Annotated in this window: 14 protein-coding genes, 1 tRNA gene and 1 riboswitch; of the genes, 9 read left to right on the top strand and 6 right to left on the bottom strand. The window is 71.0% G+C overall.

Features of this window, described 5'->3' with window-relative positions:
- Window positions 1-90 precede the first annotated feature (90 nt).
- Window positions 91-1,959 carry an ATP-binding protein gene (locus tag AB0H75_RS47190; protein WP_367808047.1) on the bottom strand — a complete coding sequence of 623 codons (1,869 nt, stop codon included), beginning with the start codon at window positions 1,957-1,959 and terminating at the stop codon, window positions 91-93.
- An 89-nt stretch (window positions 1,960-2,048) separates the two neighbouring features.
- On the opposite strand from AB0H75_RS47190, the gene AB0H75_RS47195 reads away from it, so the two are divergent.
- The gene (locus AB0H75_RS47195) at window positions 2,049-2,621 is read left to right on the top strand and encodes a methylated-DNA--[protein]-cysteine S-methyltransferase (protein ID WP_367808049.1); all 573 of its coding nucleotides are present in this window, start codon (window positions 2,049-2,051) and stop codon (window positions 2,619-2,621) included.
- On the opposite strand, the gene AB0H75_RS47200 is transcribed toward AB0H75_RS47195, so the two are convergent.
- The 3 genes from AB0H75_RS47200 to AB0H75_RS47210 all read right to left on the bottom strand — a co-directional run bounded on the left by AB0H75_RS47200 (window position 2,587) and on the right by AB0H75_RS47210 (window position 5,330).
- Window positions 2,587-3,924, bottom strand: a complete 1,338-nt coding sequence (locus AB0H75_RS47200; protein WP_367808051.1) for a cytosine permease — start codon at window positions 3,922-3,924, stop codon at window positions 2,587-2,589. The two genes, AB0H75_RS47195 and AB0H75_RS47200, sit on opposite strands and share 35 nt — an antisense overlap.
- Window positions 3,914-4,027: riboswitch (TPP riboswitch) on the bottom strand. It overlaps the preceding gene by 11 nt.
- Window positions 4,028-4,095: 68 nt before the next feature.
- The gene (locus AB0H75_RS47205; protein ID WP_367808053.1) at window positions 4,096-4,419 is read right to left on the bottom strand and encodes a rhodanese-like domain-containing protein; all 324 of its coding nucleotides are present in this window, start codon (window positions 4,417-4,419) and stop codon (window positions 4,096-4,098) included.
- Between the two features lie 17 nt (window positions 4,420-4,436).
- On the bottom strand, window positions 4,437-5,330 hold the full coding sequence (locus tag AB0H75_RS47210) for an Fpg/Nei family DNA glycosylase (protein ID WP_367808055.1): 894 nt from the start codon (window positions 5,328-5,330) through the stop codon (window positions 4,437-4,439).
- 75 nt (window positions 5,331-5,405) lie between these two features.
- Here AB0H75_RS47210 and AB0H75_RS47215 point away from each other — a divergent pair, with 75 nt between their 5' ends.
- Window positions 5,406-6,065, top strand: coding sequence for a GPP34 family phosphoprotein (locus AB0H75_RS47215; RefSeq protein WP_367808057.1), 660 nt, complete (start codon window positions 5,406-5,408; stop codon window positions 6,063-6,065).
- 40 nt (window positions 6,066-6,105) lie between these two features.
- On the opposite strand, the gene AB0H75_RS47220 is transcribed toward AB0H75_RS47215, so the two are convergent.
- On the bottom strand, window positions 6,106-7,446 hold the full coding sequence (locus AB0H75_RS47220; RefSeq protein ID WP_367808059.1) for an LCP family protein: 1,341 nt from the start codon (window positions 7,444-7,446) through the stop codon (window positions 6,106-6,108).
- 304 nt (window positions 7,447-7,750) lie between these two features.
- Between AB0H75_RS47220 and AB0H75_RS47225 the strand changes: the two genes are divergently transcribed.
- On the top strand, window positions 7,751-9,109 hold the full coding sequence (locus AB0H75_RS47225) for a hemolysin family protein (RefSeq protein WP_367808061.1): 1,359 nt from the start codon (window positions 7,751-7,753) through the stop codon (window positions 9,107-9,109).
- Window positions 9,106-10,122, top strand: a complete 1,017-nt coding sequence (locus AB0H75_RS47230; RefSeq protein ID WP_367808063.1) for a hemolysin family protein — start codon at window positions 9,106-9,108, stop codon at window positions 10,120-10,122. Before AB0H75_RS47225 ends, AB0H75_RS47230 begins: the two co-directional genes overlap by 4 nt.
- Before the next feature lie 256 nt (window positions 10,123-10,378).
- On the opposite strand, the gene AB0H75_RS47235 is transcribed toward AB0H75_RS47230, so the two are convergent.
- A tRNA-Leu gene (locus AB0H75_RS47235) sits at window positions 10,379-10,461 on the bottom strand.
- A gap of 200 nt (window positions 10,462-10,661) precedes the next feature.
- Here AB0H75_RS47235 and AB0H75_RS47240 point away from each other — a divergent pair.
- Genes AB0H75_RS47240 through AB0H75_RS47260 form a run of 5 tightly spaced genes read left to right on the top strand, consistent with a single transcriptional unit; the run spans window position 10,662 to window position 16,073 of the window.
- The gene (locus AB0H75_RS47240) at window positions 10,662-11,402 is read left to right on the top strand and encodes a DUF3662 and FHA domain-containing protein (protein WP_080044004.1); all 741 of its coding nucleotides are present in this window, start codon (window positions 10,662-10,664) and stop codon (window positions 11,400-11,402) included.
- Window positions 11,403-11,419: 17 nt separating this feature from the next.
- Entirely contained in the window at window positions 11,420-11,890 is a 471-nt protein-coding gene (locus AB0H75_RS47245) for an FHA domain-containing protein (RefSeq protein WP_367808065.1), read from the top strand.
- Window positions 11,887-13,197 carry a Stp1/IreP family PP2C-type Ser/Thr phosphatase gene (locus AB0H75_RS47250; RefSeq protein ID WP_367808067.1) on the top strand — a complete coding sequence of 437 codons (1,311 nt, stop codon included), beginning with the start codon at window positions 11,887-11,889 and terminating at the stop codon, window positions 13,195-13,197. The genes AB0H75_RS47245 and AB0H75_RS47250 overlap by 4 nt, the downstream gene beginning before the upstream one ends.
- A complete protein-coding gene (locus AB0H75_RS47255) occupies window positions 13,198-14,616 on the top strand; it encodes an FtsW/RodA/SpoVE family cell cycle protein (protein WP_367808069.1) in 1,419 nt (472 codons plus the stop codon). It abuts the gene before it with no gap.
- Complete coding sequence (locus tag AB0H75_RS47260; RefSeq protein WP_367808071.1) at window positions 14,613-16,073, top strand: peptidoglycan D,D-transpeptidase FtsI family protein; 1,461 nt, start codon at window positions 14,613-14,615, stop codon at window positions 16,071-16,073. Before AB0H75_RS47255 ends, AB0H75_RS47260 begins: the two co-directional genes overlap by 4 nt.
- Window positions 16,074-16,092 lie beyond the last annotated feature (19 nt).

Here is a 16,092-nt window from a genome sequence, read left to right on the forward strand (position 1 = left end):
GAAATGCCCCGTTACTCAATCCCAGAAACCGCATCTCGATCACAGCTTGTACACATTGGACGATAGGTCAGCTCAACCGTGACCACCCCGTTACCGCATCGGTGTGTCGGATCCGATAGGGCCGGCGCCTCTCAGGACCAGCCGCATTCTGGTGCCCCCTCCAGGGCGCGGATGCGCGCTCACGTCTCCCCCTTGTGCCCTCGCCAGGCTGCGGACGATGTAGAGCCCGAGCCCCACTCCACCAAACCTCCTCCGGTCGCCGCTGTCCACCTGGACGAACCGTTCGAAGATCCGCTCCCGGTCGGCGGCGGCGATGCCGACGCCTTCGTCGTCCACCACGACGACCACGTTGTCGTCCTCCGGCCACGCCTCCACGCTGATCAGCCCGCCCTTCGGCGAGTACTTGAAGGCGTTCTCCAGGAGCTGGCCCAGCACGATGTCCGTGGCCAGCGCGTCGCCCAGCACGTACGGCAGCCCGTCGCCGATCGCGACCTCCACCCGGTGCCGGTCCGACAGGGCGGGCAGCCCCAGCGTGGCCGCGTGGATGCGCTCGGCCAGGTCGAACTCCTCGATGCTCACCTTGAGCTCGTCCGCGCCGGCCCGCGCGCCGAGCAGCAGGTGGTCCATGAGCTGCCCGAGGGACCTGGACCGCTCGGCGATGGTGTGCACGGCCGCGCGGCGTTCGAGATCGCTCAGCTTGTCCCAGCGCGCGTCCAGCGTCGAGGCGAACCCCCGCACGATCGTGATCGGGGTGCGCAGCTCGTGGCTGGTGGTGGCGAGGAAGAGGTCCTTGGCCTCCTCCAGCTCCTTGGCCCTGGTGACGTCGCGGAAGTCGACCACGGTCTCGCCGGTCTCCTCGATCCGCGCGCTCACCACGTCCAGCCACCGCCCGGTCTCCAGCTGGAAGGTGAGCTTCCCCCCGGGCTCGGGCAGGGGGAACGGCGGGGGCCCGCCGAGCACGGCCGGCGCGGGGATCGCGGTGATCTCGGCGGCGGCCGGGTTCCAGCGCACGACGTGCCCGGCCTCGTCGAGCACGGCGATGCCGTCGGCGCTGGCGTCGAAGACGGCCCGCTCGTGGGCCCGCTGCCGCACCGCCTCCTGGTAGGCGACGGCGTTGCCGACCGCGATGCCCGCGTGCCCGGCCAGCAGCTCCAGCAGCTCCAGCTCCAGGTGCCCGGGCGCGCGCCGGGCGAACAGAGCGTAGAGCGCGCCGTACGGCCGCCCGCCGACCGCGGCCAGGCCGAGCGCGATCGTGTGCAGCCCGTCCAGCCGGGCCCACACCAGGTCGTCGAGGCCGCTCGACTCCAGCAGCACGGTCTTGCCGGTGCGTAAGAGCCGGTCCACCAGGCTCGTACGCAGGTCCGCGGTGGTGCCGCGGATGGCGCCGGGAAGCTGGTAGGTGCTCACCAGCCGCAGCCGGTCGCGCTCGATGAGCACGAACCCGCCCGCGTCCGCCCCGGTCAGCTCGGTCAGGCTGGCCGAGATCCGGTCGAGCACGGCCGACAGCTCCAGGTCGGAGTTGATGTCGCCGACCACGTCGGTGAGCCGGCGCACCAGCCGGGCCCGGCGGGCCATGCGGCTCCTGGCCACCTTGTCGGTCCTGGCCAGGTGATGGACGCACACGTAGCCGGCCACGGCGCTGCCGAGCCGCAGCGCGCTGATGTCCACCCGCACGTCGAGCAGGCCGCCGTCGCTGCGCAGGCGCTTGGTGCGCACCGACACCTGGCCGCCGGTGCGTACGCGTTCGAGCACCGCGTTGTGCTCGGCGGTCAGCTCCGGCGGGACGATCGGCGCCCGGCGCCCCAGCATCTCGGCCGCGGTCCAGCCGAAGAGCCGCTCGGCGGCCTCGTTCCAGACCAGCACGCTCTGGTCCCTGTCGACCACCACGACGGCGTTGGGCGAGCTGGAGAGCACCGCGCGGGCGATCTCGTCGTCACTACCGGCCCATTGATCCCCCACTCCTCCATAGTGCACGTGGCGCGGTGAGCGCGCCGGGCGATCCGTCCGATACGCTGCGGTCACGAAGATTCCCAGGAGGAGCTGAGGTCATGACGAGCGGCGATCTGGACGCCCTGCTGCGTGTGACCTCCAGCACGTACCGGGGGGAGAGCCCTCCCGACGTCGCGTTCGGCACGTACGACGGCGCCGTGGGCCGGCTGGTGCTGGCGGTGACCGCCAAGGGCACCGTGGCCTGCTCCTTCGAGCCGGAGCACAACGTCTTCGAGCTGATCAGCCGCAACGTCGGCCGCTTCATCGGCCCCGACCCGCGCCGCCTCGACCCGGTGCGCCGCGAGCTGGACGCCTACTTCTCCGGGCGGCTGCGGGCCTTCGCCACGCCGGTCGACCTGGCACTGGCCACGCCGTTCGCCCGCACGGTGCTGCAGAAGACCCTGGCGGTCCCCTACGGCACCACCACGACGCTGGAGCGCATCGGCGAGAGCATCGGCCGGCCGCGCGCGCTGCGGGCGATCGGCAACGCGCTGGCCTCCAACCCCGTCTGCGTGATCGTGCCCTGCCACCGGGTGGTGCGCGAGGACGGCGGTCTCGGCGACTACGCGGGCGGCGTGGCCGCCAAGCAGCACCTGCTCAACGTCGAACGGCGCGCCACGACCGGCCCGTGAGCAGCCCGACGGCCAGCGTCACCAGCGCCGCCACCAGGGCCGCGCCGAGGGCGCCGTTCATCCACGGCTGGCGGGCGAAGCCGATCGCGGCGCGCGTGCCGGCCCAGAACGCGTCCCACGCCGGCAGCGTGGGCGTCGAGGTGGTCAGCCAGTAGGCGGCGAAGCCGAGGGCCCACGGCACCAGCATGTTCCAGCGCGAGGGGGCGCTCTCGCTGGTGTCCCAGGAGCGGGCGAACAGGAAGTAGTCCACGGCCAGCACCGCGAACATCGGCACGAAGACCGCGCCGATCACGCCGAGGAACGCGCCGTAGGAGGTCACGTCCACGACCAGGGCGATCGCGGTGATCAGCAGGCCGATCGCGCCGGAGAGGACGCGCCGGTCCACGCGCGGCATGAGGTTCTGCAGGGACACGGTCGTGGAGTAGACGTTCGCGAACGACTGGTCGCTCTCGCGCAGCACCAGGATGCCGAAGAACAGCGCCCCGGCCGGCACCGCCACGAACGGGGCGAACACCGCCGTGCTGTCGGCCGTCACCGCCGCCGAGCCGGCGATGGCGACCGCGTACACGCCCAGCCCGAGGCAGGCGACCTGGGCCAGCGTGTAGCCGCCGACGACGCCGGTGAACGCGGCGCGGCCGGAGCGGGAGTGCCGGGCGAAGTCGGCGGCCATCGGCACCCAGGAGACCGACAGCGCGATCACGTAGTCCACGGCGGCCGGGAACGCGGTCCAGGTGCCGCCGCCGTGCGTGGGGGCCTCGTTCAGAAAGAACCAGGCGAACCAGATCATCGACAGGATCACGCCGGCCGTGACGTAGCGGCGCAGCAGCCGGATCGCGCCGAGCGGCCAGATGGTCAGCACGGTGGTGAGCACCCCGGCGACGAGCACCCACACCTGGTAGGGGATGCCGCCGAAGATCGCGGTCGCGGCCTTGGCGATCACCCACAGCTCGAACGCGCCCCAGCCGAGCATCTGGACGACGTTCAGCACCGTGGGGACGTAGGAGATCTTCGCGCCGAACAGCCCGCGCAGCAGCACCATCGCCGGCTGCCCGGTGCGGGTGCCGGGAACGGCCGACAGCCCCACCATGGCGGTGCCGACGAGGCTGCCGACCAGCGCCGCCATGAGGGCGGCCGCCAGGCTGAGCGGGGCGTTGCCGAGGGGGTCGAGCAGGAACAGCGCCCCGGAGAAGCCGAGGAGGCTGACCCCGAGGTTGGCCCAGAGGGCACCCTGGTCGAGGACGCCCAGCGTCTTCGGCGGGGCCCCTTCGAGGGTCAGCGGCACTTCGTCGGCGACACGCGCCATCGCACACTCCCTACGCCGGCATTACCCGGACAGGTTCAGGCGGTCGGCAGCAGCGGTATCTGCCCTCTCAGCCTGGTTGCCCCAAGCTCCCGCGACGATCTGCAGTTGGTGCCCCCATGATGCCTCACCCGGCGCCGCGAGCGCCATATGGGGCATTCGCGCCCGGAGGGCTCACGCCACGAAGGGCTCCTGGCCGGTCTCGCTGACCATGGGACGGTGCGCGGCCTGCCACGACTGCATGCCGCCGCCGACGTTGACGGCCTCGCGTCCGAGCTGGTTGAGCCAGGCCGCGACCTGCAACGAGCGCCCGCCGACCCGGCAGACGACGTAGACCGGGCGGTCGGCGGGGATCTCCTCGACGCGCCCCTGGATCTGGGTCATCGGGATGTGCACGGCGTCCGGCGCGTGGCCCGCCAGCCATTCGTCCTGCTCGCGGACGTCGAGCAGGTAGGCGTCGTCGGGCACGGCGGTGGCCTCGATCTCGGGAACGGTCATGCCTCCATTGTCCCCGGCTACTTGAGCAGCTTGGACAGGCGGCGGTCGGCCAGCGGCTTGCCGCCCGTCTGGCAGGTGGGGCAGTACTGGAGCGAGGAGTCGGCGAACGACACCTCGCGGATGGTGTCGCCGCACACGTCGCAGGGCTGGCCGGTGCGGTTGTGCACCCGCAGCCCCGACTTCTTCTCCGCCTTGAGGTCCTTGGCCGCCAGGCCGTGCGCCCGCTCGACGGCCTCGGCCAGCGTGGTGACGATGGCCTCGTGCAGGTCGGCGATCTGGGCGTCGGTCAGGGTCGAAGCGATCTTGAACGGGGACATCCTGGCGGCGTGCAGCACCTCGTCGGAGTAGGCGTTGCCGATGCCGGCGATCACCTTCTGGTCGCGCAGCAGGCCCTTGATCTGGGTGCGGTTGCCGCCGATGATGCGCTTGAGCGCCTCGACGGTGAAGGACGGGTCGAGGGGGTCGGGGCCGAGGGCGGCGATGCCGGGCACCTCGTCCGGATTTTTCGTGACATAGACGGCCAGCCGCTTCTGCGTCCCCGCCTCCGTCAGCTCGAACCCCGGCGCCCTGCCCGCACCGCCGGGCCCGTCGTCGTCCGGCGCGAACCGCACCCGCACCGCCAGCGGGCCCTTCCCCGGCCGGACCGGCCTGGCGCCCGACAGGTCCTCGCGCCAGCGCAGCCACCCCGCCCGGGCCAGGTGGATGACCAGGTGCAGCCCGTCGCAGTCGAGGTCGAGGAACTTGCCGTGCCTGGCCACCCCGGTGACCGTCAGGCCGCCGAGCGCGCTGACCGGCGGATCGAACGTCTTGAGCACCTGGATGCCGACCACGTCGACAGCCATGATCGATCGGCCCACCGCCCGCTCGCGCAGGAAGTGAGCCAGGGACTCCACCTCGGGAAGCTCCGGCATGCCCCCAGGGTACGGCGCCGAGCACGGCGCGCGACGCCACCGGAACGGCCGCGGCCGGGCGGCTAGTGTCGAGGCATGACGAAGGTGACGATCGCCGAAGAGCTCCTCCTGCTGGCCCACGGCGAGGACGACGGCAAGCAGCTCATCAGCGCCACCCAGCTCGACCCCGCCCTGGGCGGCGCGCTCCTGGCCGAGCTCGCCGTCGAGGGCCGCGTGGAGCTGTCGGACAAGAAGCTCGTGCTCACCAGCTCCGCGCCGCTCGGCGACGACGAGCTGGACGCCACGCTCACCCGCATCGCCGAGGACGGCAAGGAGCGCAAGCCCGCCTGGTGGGTGCAGCGCCTCCAGTCGGCCAAGCTGCGCAAGCGGCTGCTCACCAAGCTCGCCCAGGCCGGGGTGCTGACCGAGGAGCGGGGCAAGGTGCTCGGGATCTTCCCCGTCACCCGCTGGCCGGAGGCCGATCCGGCGGTGGAGGCCGAGGTCAGGGAGCGAGTGGCGGCGGCGCTGGGCGGGGCGGACCCCGACGCCCGCACCGCCGTCCTGATCGCGATCATGCACGCCGCCAAGCTGGACCGCAAGGCGTTCCCCGGCGCGAGCAGGCAGCGGGTGAAGGAGATCGCCGAGGGCGCCTGGGCGGGCGACGCGGTGGCCAAGGCCATCGCGGCCATCAACGCCGCCACCGTGACCGCGATCACCGCCGCCACCGTCGCCGCCACCACCGCCTCCTCCGGCTAACCGGCTAGCCGGCTAACCGGCCCCGAGCGGGTGGCCCCGGTCAGGTGCCGTCGGCGATGTCCTTCGGCACCGGCTTGTCGTTCTTCAGCGCGTCGAACAGGGCCACGGCCTTGGTCCGGTCCCACTTGACCGCCGCACCGCCGCCGGCCACGACCTCGTTCCCGCCGAACGGCACCACGGTCGTCACCGGGCTGTCGCCCATCGACATGCCGAGCGACAACATGTCGAACACGCCCGTCCCGTCGTCCACCTGGACGGCGTCCGTGGCGCTCATGGCCAGCGGGATCGAGGTGAACGGGTTGATCAGCACGCCGGGGCTGGCCGCCTTCTTCACCACCGCGCCCAGGAACTGCCGCTGCCGCTTGGTCCGCTCGAAGTCGGGCAGCGCGCCACCCTTCCTGGTGCGGACGTAGCCGAGGGCCTGGGCGCCGTTGAGCACCTGGGTGCCCTTCTTCAGCTTGAGCCCGGCCTTGGGGTCGTCCACGTCGGCCCGCACGTTGATCTCGACGCCGCCGACCGCGTCCACGATGCCCACGAACCCGGCGAACCCGATCTCCATGTAGTTGTCGATGTGCACGCCGGTGACCGTCTCCACGGTGCGGACCAGCAGCTTCGGGCCGCCGATGGCGTAGGCGGAGTTGAGCTTGTCGCGCCCCTTGCCGGGGATGGTGACGGCCGAGTCGCGGGGCAGGCTGACCAGTGTGGGCTTGTCGCCGGTGTCGGGGATGTGCAGCAGCATCATCGAGTCCGTACGCTGCCCGACGGCCCGCCCGGTGGCCAGCTTCTTGCGGTCGGCCGCCGACAGGCCCTTGCGGCTGTCGGAGCCGACCAGCAGCCAGTTGGTGCCGGGAGTGTCGCCGGGGCGGCCCTCGTAGTCGTCGAGGACGCCCTCGATGCCGGTGAGCCGCGAATTGATCCAGAAGAGCATGGCGATGCCCATCACCAGCAGCGCGACCACGAACGCGGCGACGATCCGCACGATCAGCCGGCCGGACGGCCTCTTGCGCGGCCCCCTGGGCGGCCCCGCCGGGTGCCGCTCCGGCGGCTCCCCTCCACCGCCGCGAGGGGACCTGAGCGGCCGGACCGGGCCGTCGCCGGAGCGTTCCCTGCCGTAGACGCGCGAGCGGCCCTTGGGCGGCTCGCCCTCGTACCCGGCGCGGGGGGCGGGCGTCTGCGGGCCGGGCGTCTGGGGAGCGGGCGTCTGGGGGCCGGGCGTCTGGGGAGCGGTGGGAAGCTTGCGCGTGGGAGCGCTCGCGCCCCTCAGGGACGGCGCCTGGTGAGCGGGGGCGCCGCCCGAACGCAGGCCGTCGTCGGGCCTCGGTGGCAGCGGGCGCCCGTCGCCCGGCGAGCGCATGGCCCGCGTCCGGTCGTCCTCAGACACTTCGCCCTCTTCCCTTCGGTATGCCATAGACGGTACGTCGATCCCCCCGACTGTGCGGAGTGTCACCAGGGTTGCTCCACGGAAAAGTACCCGGAACCAGCAGATCGTAGGAGAAGTCACGCCCAGGCTCGGGATCGCCGTTCGCCGCCAGGGTCTGGCGTGGCGGTGGTGGCGGCGGAAACATAGAGGCCACCTGTGTCGTTACGTATGGGACGACCTCTATCGAAGGGATGATCGTGTCCGCTCCGGACCCGTGGAGTCTTCGCCCGTGCTGGGGCACGGGTTCCTCTGAGGGCTCACTGTGGTGAGCGCCTATCTCGGGCTGCTGGCCCTGTTCCTCCTCACCGTGGCGACCGGTTTCTTCGTCGCCCAGGAGTTCGCCTTCGTCGCCGCCGACCGGGGTGTCCTGCGCGAGCAGGCCGCCGCCGGTGACGCCGCCGCGGACAAGGCGCTCCAGGTCACCTCGCGCCTGTCGTTCATGCTCTCCGGCGCCCAGCTCGGCATCACGGTCACCGCGTTGCTGGTCGGCTTCCTGGCCGAGCCGGCGATCTCGGCGATCGTACGCCCCTGGCTGGAGGACACGGGCCTGCCCGCGGCCATGATCTCGACGTTGTCCGTCGCCGCGGGCGTGCTCGTGGCGACGGTGGTGCAGATGGTCCTCGGCGAGCTGGCGCCCAAGAACCTGGGCATCGCCAGGCCCGAGCCGGTGGCGAAGTTCCTGGCCCGGCCGACGCTGGTGTACCTGGCCGTGGTCGGCCCGGTGGTGCGGCTGTTCGACTCGGCAGCCACGGGCCTGCTGCGGCTGGTCGGCATCGAGCCCGTGGAGGAGGTGGAGCACGGGGCGACGCCGGAGGAGCTGTCGCGCATCATCGAGGAGTCGACCCGCGCGGGCGAGCTGCCCCCGCGCCTGTCGGACCTGCTGGAGCGGGCGCTGGAGTTCGGCGACCGCACGGCCGAGGAGATCATGGTCCCGCGTCCCCGCGTGGTCGTGCTGCGCGACGCGCAGCCCATCTCCGACCTCCTGGACGTCATGCGCGAGCGCGGCCACTCCCGCTACCCGGTCGTCGGCGCGGACGGCGACGTGGTGGGCGTGACGGGCGTGCGCGAGCTGCTGGCCGCCGGCCTGGACGAGGGCGCCGTCGGCGCGATCACACGCCCCGCCCTGCTGGTGCCCGACAGCCTCCCGCTGCCGGTCGTCCTGGACCGCATGCGCGTCGCCAAGGACGACATCGCCTGCGTCATCGACGAGTACGGCGGCCTGGCCGGCGTCATCACCGTCGAGGACCTGGCCGAGGAGCTGGTGGGCGAGCTGCTCGACGAGAACGACCCCGACCCCCTGGACGCGGTGCGGCACCCCGACGGCGCCTGGGACGTGCCGGGCCGGCTGCGCTTGGACGAGGTCGAGCGCGCCACCGGCCTCAGCCTGCCGCGCAGCGACGACTACGACACCCTCGCCGGCCTGGTCCTGGCCCGCCTGGGCCGCCTGCCCGACCCGGGCGACGCGTTGAGCGTGCCGGTCACCGAGGCGACGGACGACCCTTTCACGGAGGATGAGGGCGAGCGCACGGCTCGCCTGACGGTGATGTCACTGAACAGAAGAGTGCCCGAGTGGGTCCGCCTGGTTCCCGAGCACCGGCACGAGCCGGCGGAGGCGGCCCGATGACGCTGCTCCTCCTGAGCCTCGCCCTGCTCGCCTTCAACGCGCTGTTCGTGGCGGCCGAGTTCGCCTTCGTCTCCTCGCGCCGGCACCGGCTGGAGGAGATGGCCGCGGGCGGCAACCGGCTGGTCCGCGTGGCGGCCAAGTCGGCGGTGGGGGGCGGCCGCCAGCTCTCCCTGATGCTGGCCGGTGCCCAGCTCGGCATCACGCTGTGCACCCTGGGCCTGGGCCAGGTGACCGAGCCGGCGCTGGAGCACGCCATGGAGCCGCTCTTCGGCGTCCTGGGCGTCCCGGAGGGCCTGCGCCTGCCGATCTCGCTCACCATCGCCCTGGCGCTGGTGACGTTCCTGCACATGGTGATCGGCGAGATGGCCCCGAAGTCGTGGGCGCTGACGCACCCGGAGCGGGCGGCCCTCGTCCTGACCCTGCCGTTCCGCGCCTTCACCCACGTGATGAGCCCCCTGTTGCGCGCGCTCAACGCCCTGACCAACGTCATACTGCGGGCTTTCGGCGTCCGGCCGCGCAACGAGCTGGCCACCACCCGCACCCCCCGCCAGCTCGCGATGCTGGTGGGCGAGTCGGGCCGCATGGGCCTGCTCGACCGCGAGGAGCACGACCTGCTCACCCGAGCCCTGCGCCTCCAGGCGGAGGGCATCGAGCGCCTGATGGTGCCGATCGGGCGGGCGGTGAAGGTGCCGGACACGGCGAACGCCGCCGAGATCCGCCGGGTGGCGGCGGGCAGCGGCCACCTCAGGCTGCTCGTGGAGACGCCGGAGGGCATCGAGGGCGCCCTGCACGCCAGGGACGCGCTCCTGATGCCCGAGGCCACCGCGCGGGCCCTGACGCGCCCGCTGCCGAAGCTGCCGTGCGTGACGCAGGTGCCGGAGGCGGTGACGGCCCTCCAGGACGCGCGGGCCCACCTGGCCCTGGTGACCGACCAGGCCGGTGGCGTCATCGGCATGGTGAGCCTCACGGACCTCCTGGGCGTGCTCCTGGACACCAGGACGGTGACCGCGTAACGACCCGCCGGGGGGACGCCTGCCGTCCCTCCGGTGCGGCGCGGGCCCCCTGGCGCGGCGTGAGTTCAATGATGTGAGCTAAATCACGCAAGCGATTCGAAAGCGATCTGCAACCGGAGCCTTCTACGGTCTCCACGCGGAGCACATCCGCGCGGCACGCGGACGGACAAGGTCGTGACAAAGAAGTAGCCCCGGCTCTTGCGAACCGGGGCTTGTTTCGTCACTGTGGGTCTGCCGATCTCGTCGGTGACCCGAGTGGGCGAGGAGGGATTTGAACCCTCACGTCCTTTCGGACACACGGACCTGAACCGTGCGCGTCTGCCGTTCCGCCACCCGCCCTTGTGGGTGCGGAAAGAACAGTAGCACGGAACAGCCACTGGTACTGAACCCGGATACGATCGCATAAGACACGGGAGCGGAGGAGCTGGGCGCGACAGCCGACGGGCGCCGAGGAACGCCGCCACGTGGAACAAGCGGAGACCGGGCGCCGGAAGCGTCTGGGGGCCGCGATCATATGCACGGAGGAAGGGAGGTACCCGGTGGGAGTCCTTCAGCGCTTCGAGCGAAGGCTCGAAGGCTTGGTTGAGGGAGCCTTTGCGCGGGCGTTCAAATCCGATCTTCAGCCGGTCGAGGTCGCCAGCGCGGTTCAGCGGGAGATGGACGAGCGCGCGGCGATCGTCGCCCAGGGTCGGACGCTCGTGCCCAACGACTTCGTGGTCGAGCTGAGCACGACCGACAGCGAACGGCTTGAGGTCTACGCCGACAGCATCAGCCACGAGCTGGCCAACCTCGCCAGGGAGTACGCCAAGGAACAGGGTTACTCCTTCGTGGGACCGGTCCGGGTGCGTTTCGAGACCGCCGGCGACCTGGCTGTGGGCCTGTTCCGCATCCGGTCGGGGGTCATCCGCGGCGCGACGGTCGAGCAGGACGAGATCCGCCAGCCGGCGAGCGACCTGCCCCCGTCCCGGCCGCACGCGTTCAACGGGCGGCCCAGGCTTCTCGTGTCCACCCAGGACGACCCGCAGGGCGACCGCTCCTACGAGCTGACCACCCCGGTGACCCTGCTCGGCAGGGGCACCGACTGTGATCTACGCCTCGTCGATCCCGGCGTGTCCCGGCACCACGCGGAGCTGCGCGTGGAGGGCCAGACCGTGGTCCTGGTGGACCTGGGATCGACCAACGGCACTTTCGTCAACGGCCAGCCGGTACGCAGGATCGAGCTCCAGAACGGCACGCGAGTGACACTGGGGCGTACGACTCTGGTTTTCCGGCGCGATTAGAGGTAAACAGACGGTCCATGTCCGAGCTCACGCTGCTGCTGATCCGGCTAGCCTTCCTGGCGGTGCTGTGGTTCTTCGTCATTGCCGCAGTCGGCGTGATCCGGACTGACTTGTTCGGTTCACGCACGGCTCCCGCGGGCCCGCGCAAGACCCCCAGGCCCGTGAAGGCACCGGCGAAGCCCAAGAGCAAGAAGGGCGAGCCACGCCAGCTCATCGTCACCGGTGGCCCGCTGCAAGGCACCACCATCGACCTCACGGAGACGCCCATCACCATTGGCCGGGCCAACGACGCCACGCTGGTAGTCAGCGACGATTACGCATCCAGCCGGCACGCCCGGCTCTTCCCCCAGGACGGCCAGTGGATCGTGGAGGACCTCGGATCCACCAACGGCACGTACCTCGACCGCTCGAAAGTGACCCGCCCGACCCCGGTGCCGCTCGGTGTTCCGATCCGCGTCGGCAAAACAGTCATTGAATTGCGCAAATGACCATCGCACTCCGCTACGCCGCCCGCTCGGACGTCGGCCTCCTCCGCGAAGGGAACGAGGACTCGGCGTACGCTAGCGGCCGCCTGCTCGCCGTCGCCGACGGCATGGGCGGGCACGCACACGGCGAGGTGGCGAGCTCAGTCGCCATCGCCGCCATGGCCTCTCTCGAAGAGGTCCCCAAGGGGGGTGACCTGCTCAACGCCATTGAGGCAGCGGTACGCGATGCCAACCGCAGGCTGCACGAGATGGTGGGGCGGGATCCCAGCCTCAAGGGCATGGGCACCACGCTCACGGCCATGCTGTGGAACGGCACCCAGGTCGCCCTCGTCCACGTGGGCGACTCGCGCGCGTACTTGCTGAGGCGCGGGGAGCTCTACCAGATCACCCACGACCACACGCTGGTCCAGCAGCTCGTCGACGACGGGCGCATCACGCCGGAAGAGGCCGCCACGCACCCGCAGCGCTCGATCCTGCTGCGCGCGCTCGACGGCAGCGGCGAGGTCGATCCCGACCTCACGCTGCGGGAGGCGCAGGTGGGCGACCGCTACCTGCTGTGCTCCGACGGGTTGTCCGGAGTGGTGAGCGCGGAGACGCTGCACGCCACGCTCACCAACATCGACGACCCGGAGGAGGTCGTCCGCCAGCTCATCGACCTGGCGAACCGCGGCGGCGGGCCGGACAACATCACGTGCGTGCTGGCCGACGTCCTGGAGATCACCGATGGGCAGCCGGTGCCCGCCGAGGCCGCCATAGTCGGCGCGGCGGGGATGACCCAGCTGCGGGGCAACCCCCAGGACACCCAGCCGGGGCGAGCCGACGCGGTGACCGCGCCCCAGCCGGTCCTCACCGATGACGACTTCGAGGAGCCGGGCGCCCAGGCGTCCCGGCCCCGCCGTCGTCGCCGTGTGTGGCCCGTGCTGGTCACCGTGCTCGGCGTAGGCATCGTGGCCGTCGGCGTCGGCGGCTACTTTGGATATCAGTGGACCCAGGACCAGTTCTTCGTCGGAGCTAGGGGCGACGAAGTGGTCGTGTATCAGGGCATCCAGAAGGAGGTGGGCCCCTTCCAGCTCTTCAGCGTCTCCAAGCCGACCGGGCGGCAGCTCTCCCGACTGTCCGAGGCCGACCAGGCGTTGGTCAGGAGCGGCATTCCGGTGACCAACGCCGACGCGGGCGTGGCGAAGATCAACAGCTTGAGGTTCTCCGGCGGGCAGACCGACGACGACGGCGCCACCACGCCGTCCGCGTCCGCGTCGCCCACGCCGTCCGCGTCCGCGACCAAGACGAAGACCAAGACGAAACAGCAATAGATGAGCGAAGTCGCAGCTTCCCCCGTACCGATGCCGGCCAAGCGCCGGGTGGCCCAGCTCGTCATGCTGGCGCTGGCGGTGCTGATCGTCATGGGCGCCTACGCCAACGTGGGCCTCGCCGTGGACGGCCGGGTTCCCGCGGGCATGCTGGCGTACGGCCTCGGCCTGGGCGGCATCATGCTGGTCGCCTACCTCGTGCTCGCCAAGTTCGCCCCGTGGGCGGACCCGCTGATCCTGCCGCTGGTGACGCTGATCAACGGCATCGGCCTGGTGATGATCTACCGGCTGGAGTCCGCCGGGATGAAGGGCGCGTCCACCACCAACCAGATCATGTGGACCGGCATCGGCGTCCTGATGTTCTCCATCACCCTCGTCGTGCTGCGCGACCACCGCACGTTGCAGCGGCTCACCTACACCGCGGGCGCGATCGGCCTGGTGCTGCTCGCCATCCCCGCGCTGCTGCCCGGCTCGCTGAGCGAGGTCCAGGGCGCCAAGATCTGGATCCGCATCGGCGGCTTCTCCATCCAGCCGGGCGAGTTCGCCAAGCTGGCGCTGGTGGTCTTCTTCACCGGCTATCTGGTGGCCAAGCGCGACGTGCTGGCGCTGGCCGGCCGCAGGCTGCTGTTCATCGACCTGCCCCGGGCCCGCGACCTCGGGCCCGTCCTGGTGACCTGGGGGCTGAGCCTGCTGGTGCTGGTCTTCGAGAAGGACCTCGGCACCTCGCTGCTGCTGTTCGGCACGTTCATCGCGATGCTCTACATCGCGACCCAGCGCACCTCGTGGGTGCTGATCGGCATCCTGCTCTTCGTCGGCGGCGCCTACCTGGCGGGGCTGGCCTTCGACCACGTCGGCGCCCGCTTCGACGCCTGGCTCGATCCCGGCAACCAGGTCTTCTACGGCAACGCCCCCGTCTGCCTGGAGGACCCGCCCGGCGACTCGATGTGCGGCAAGAGCTACCAGATCATGCAGGGGCTGTTCGGCTTCGGCGCGGGCGGCATCCTCGGCACCGGGCTCGGCCAGGGGCATCCCGAGCTGATCCCGTTGTCGTTCTCCGACTTCATCTTCGCGGCCACCGGCGAGGAGCTGGGCCTGACCGGCCTGATGGCGCTGCTCATGCTCTACGCGCTGGTGGTGGAGCGCGGCCTGCGCACCTCGCTGGCGGCCCGCGACCCCTTCAGCAAGCTGCTGTCCGGCGGGTTGTCGTTCCTGCTGGCGTGGCAGGTGTTCATCATCGTCGGCGGCGTGACCAACCTCATCCCGCTGACCGGTCTGGTCACCCCCTTCATGTCCCAGGGCGGCTCCGCCCTGCTCGCCAACTGGATCCTCGTCGCGCTCCTGGTACGAACGTCCGACGCCGCCAGACGCCCCCCACCCCAGGCGATCCAGAACGAAGGATTGACGCAGGTGTTCCAGCGATGAACGGCACACTCAAGCGCGTGGCGGTGGCCTGCCTGGCCATGATCGCCCTCCTGATGATCAACGTGAACTACCGGCAGGCGGTGCAGGCCGAGGACCTGCGCTCCGACGCGCGCAACACGCGCAACTTCTACGAGCGCTACTCGATCGAGCGCGGCCGGATCGTCGCCGGCGGCAAGGTCATCGCGCAGTCCGTGGAGACCGACAGCAAGCAGTTCAGGTTCGTCAGGCAGTACCCCGACGCCAAGCTGTACGCGCACGTCACCGGCTTCTTCTCGCCCGAGAGCGCGAGCGCGATCGAGGCCAGCGAGAACAAACTGCTCGACGGCTCCAGCGCCGACCTGCTGCTGCGCCGCAGCATCGACCTGTTCACCGGCGAGCCCACCAAGGGCGCCAACGTCGAGGTCACGATCAACCCGAAGGCGCAGAAGGCCGCCTACGACGCGCTGCGCCAGAGCGGCAAGCGGGGCGCGGTGATCGCGCTCGACCCCAAGACCGGGGCGATCCTGGCCATGGTGTCGCTGCCGACGTACGACCCCACCGAGCTGTCGGGCACCGACAAGAGCAAGGTGTTCGCCCGTTACGACGAGCTGGCCAAGGAGAAGGGCCAGCCGCTGCTCAACCGGACGATCGCGCAGACCTACCCGCCGGGCTCGACGTTCAAGGTCGTGACGATGGCGGCCTACCTGGAGGACGACTCCTCGCGCGGCCCCGACACCATGGTGGACGCGCCCCAGAACCTGCCGCTGCCCAACACGACCATCAGCCTGCCCAACTACGGCGGCGCGGCCTGCGGCTCGGGCCAGGTCACGCTCACCTACGCGCTGGAGAAGTCCTGCAACACGCCGTTCGGCAAGATCGGCATGGAGCTGGGCTACGACAAGCTGAACGAGCAGACCGAGAAGTTCGGCATGGGCACCCAGATCGCGGTGCCGATGTCGGTGGCGCAGAGCGACTTCGGTAAGGAGGAGGACAAGGCCGCGCTGGCCATGGCCTCCATCGGGCAGCGCGACAACCGGATGACGCCGCTGCAGATGGCGATGATCGCGGCCGGCATCGCCAACGGCGGCACGGTGATGAAGCCGTACCTCGTCAACAAGATCACCGACGCCAAGGGCGACGCGATCGACGAGGCCGACCCCGAGGAGCTGACGGAGGCGGTCAGCGGCGAGACCGCCGACAAGCTGCGCCAGATGATGGTCAGCGTCGTCCAGAACGGAACCGCCAACCTCGCGCAGGTTCCCGGCGTCCAAGTAGCGGGGAAGACCGGCACCGCGGAGACCGCCGACGGGCAGCCGCCGCACGCCTGGTTCATCTCCTTCGCGCCCGCGAACGACCCGAAGGTCGCGCTCGCCGTCATCGTCGAGTCCGGAGCGGCCAACGTCGGCGCGGAGGCGACCGGCGGCCACACGGCCGCCCCGATCGCGAAGGCCGTGCTGGAGGCGGTGCTGAACAAGTGAGTGACGGTAACCTGCTGGA

The organism is Nonomuraea sp. NPDC050783 (assembly GCF_040802095.1).
GTDB lineage: Bacteria > Actinomycetota > Actinomycetes > Streptosporangiales > Streptosporangiaceae > Nonomuraea.

What these genes read in the sequence shown, in the direction of transcription:
- AB0H75_RS47245 (WP_367808065.1), top strand. Translation starts at nt 11,420, where the DNA reads ATGTCCGAGCTCACGCTGCTGCTGATCCGGCTAGCCTTCCTGGCGGTG.
- AB0H75_RS47230 (WP_367808063.1), top strand. Translation starts at nt 9,106, where the DNA reads ATGACGCTGCTCCTCCTGAGCCTCGCCCTGCTCGCCTTCAACGCGCTG.
- AB0H75_RS47205 (WP_367808053.1), bottom strand. Translation starts at nt 4,419, where the DNA reads ATGACCGTTCCCGAGATCGAGGCCACCGCCGTGCCCGACGACGCCTAC.
- AB0H75_RS47215 (WP_367808057.1), top strand. Translation starts at nt 5,406, where the DNA reads ATGACGAAGGTGACGATCGCCGAAGAGCTCCTCCTGCTGGCCCACGGC.
- AB0H75_RS47195 (WP_367808049.1), top strand. Translation starts at nt 2,049, where the DNA reads ATGACGAGCGGCGATCTGGACGCCCTGCTGCGTGTGACCTCCAGCACG.
- AB0H75_RS47210 (WP_367808055.1), bottom strand. Translation starts at nt 5,330, where the DNA reads ATGCCGGAGCTTCCCGAGGTGGAGTCCCTGGCTCACTTCCTGCGCGAG.
- AB0H75_RS47260 (WP_367808071.1), top strand. Translation starts at nt 14,613, where the DNA reads ATGAACGGCACACTCAAGCGCGTGGCGGTGGCCTGCCTGGCCATGATC.
- AB0H75_RS47255 (WP_367808069.1), top strand. Translation starts at nt 13,198, where the DNA reads ATGAGCGAAGTCGCAGCTTCCCCCGTACCGATGCCGGCCAAGCGCCGG.
- AB0H75_RS47250 (WP_367808067.1), top strand. Translation starts at nt 11,887, where the DNA reads ATGACCATCGCACTCCGCTACGCCGCCCGCTCGGACGTCGGCCTCCTC.
- AB0H75_RS47200 (WP_367808051.1), bottom strand. Translation starts at nt 3,924, where the DNA reads ATGGCGCGTGTCGCCGACGAAGTGCCGCTGACCCTCGAAGGGGCCCCG.